This window comes from Sphingomonas mali NBRC 15500, assembly GCF_001598415.1.
GTDB lineage: Bacteria > Pseudomonadota > Alphaproteobacteria > Sphingomonadales > Sphingomonadaceae > Sphingomonas > Sphingomonas mali.
Window position 1 is genome coordinate 1 of the sequence record NZ_BCYX01000098.1, and the last position, 1,352, is coordinate 1,352.

General features: G+C 65.2%; 1 protein-coding gene. It reads left to right on the forward strand.

Annotated elements, in window-relative coordinates; genetic code table 11:
• Window positions 1-117 precede the first annotated feature (117 nt).
• Window positions 118-1,125: an IS110 family RNA-guided transposase gene (locus tag SMA01S_RS23935; protein ID WP_245649435.1), complete on the forward strand. Its 1,008-nt coding sequence runs from the start codon at window positions 118-120 to the stop codon at window positions 1,123-1,125.
• Window positions 1,126-1,352 lie beyond the last annotated feature (227 nt).

Consider the following 1,352-nt stretch of genomic DNA (forward strand, 5'->3'; position numbering starts at 1 on the left):
TGTGGACCTCGGGTAATCGCGGAGTGAGTCGAGCTATCGATAGTGCCGCGATCCGGGCGCTGTGCCCGGTGGTGAGCACCATCGGAGGGTTCGATGCCGCACTCAGTAGGTTTGGATGTGTCACAGAAGACCACGGCGATCTGCGTGGTCGATGCCGAAGGGCGACGGGTTTGGAGGGGCACCAGCCCGACTGATCCTGGTTCGATCTCGCGGCTCATCTCCAAGCATGCAGGCGCCAGCGCGAAGTTGGGCGTCGAGACCGGCGCGATGACGCCGTGGCTTGTACACGGCCTGCGTGCCGCTGGTCTCGATGTCGCGGTCCTTGACGCCCGCCGGGTGAAGGCGGCGCTGCAAATGAGGTTGAACAAGACCGACCAAAATGACGCGGAAGGGCTGGCGCAGGTGGTACGGACAGGCTGGTACCGCGCCGTCCACGTCAAGTCGCTGGATGCTCATCAAGCACGATCCCTTCTCGGCGCGCGAGCCCAACTCGTTGGAATGAGGACGCGACTCTCCAACATGGTGCGCGGTGTGCTCAAGACCTTCGGCTTGCTGCCGGGTGCCGACCGCGGCCTCAGGTTCGACCGCCGCGTCGAAGCAATGATCGAGGATACGCCGGACGTCGCGTTGATCGTGCGACCGCTCCTTGCCACCTGGAGACAGCTTCGTGAGCAGATTGCCGTCTTCGACGCGGCGGTTCAGCGCCGGGTGAAGGCAGACGCGACCTGCAGATTGCTGATGACAGTTCCGGGCATCGGCGCCCTGTCGGCGCTCGCATTCGTCAGCACGATCGAGGATCCAGCTCGTTTCTCTCGCTCGCGATCCGTCGGAGCGCATCTCGGCTTGACGCCGCGGCGCTACCAGTCAGGTGAGACCGACCGTAGCGGGCGCATTTCTGGATGCGGCGACGTCCTCGCGCGAACGCTCATGTACGAGGCCGCCATCGTGATCCTCCATCGGGTGAAACGACCGCTGCACCTGAAGGACTGGGGGCTGGCGATCGCCGAGCGAGCCGGACCAGGCAAGGCGCGGGTCGCGCTGGCGCGGAAACTATCGGTGATCCTGCACAGCGTGTGGCGCTCAGGTGAGCCGTTCCGCTGGGAGCCAGTCGCCTCCGCAGCGTAACCAGATCGTCCGGCGCGAGCCGGATGTACGTGTCGCCTCGGGCGAGGTGTGGGCGACTGCGCGGTAGGGGCCATGGGCACGTGATCTGACGTCAGCCCGTTGTGGACCTTGCAGCGCCCGCGCTTTTCTGACCGGACCAGATGCTGCGGCGGCCGATGCCGACCGCGAAGAGAACCATGACCCGGAAGGCGACGAAGAAGAAGTTGACGAGGGAGGCGCGATTAGAG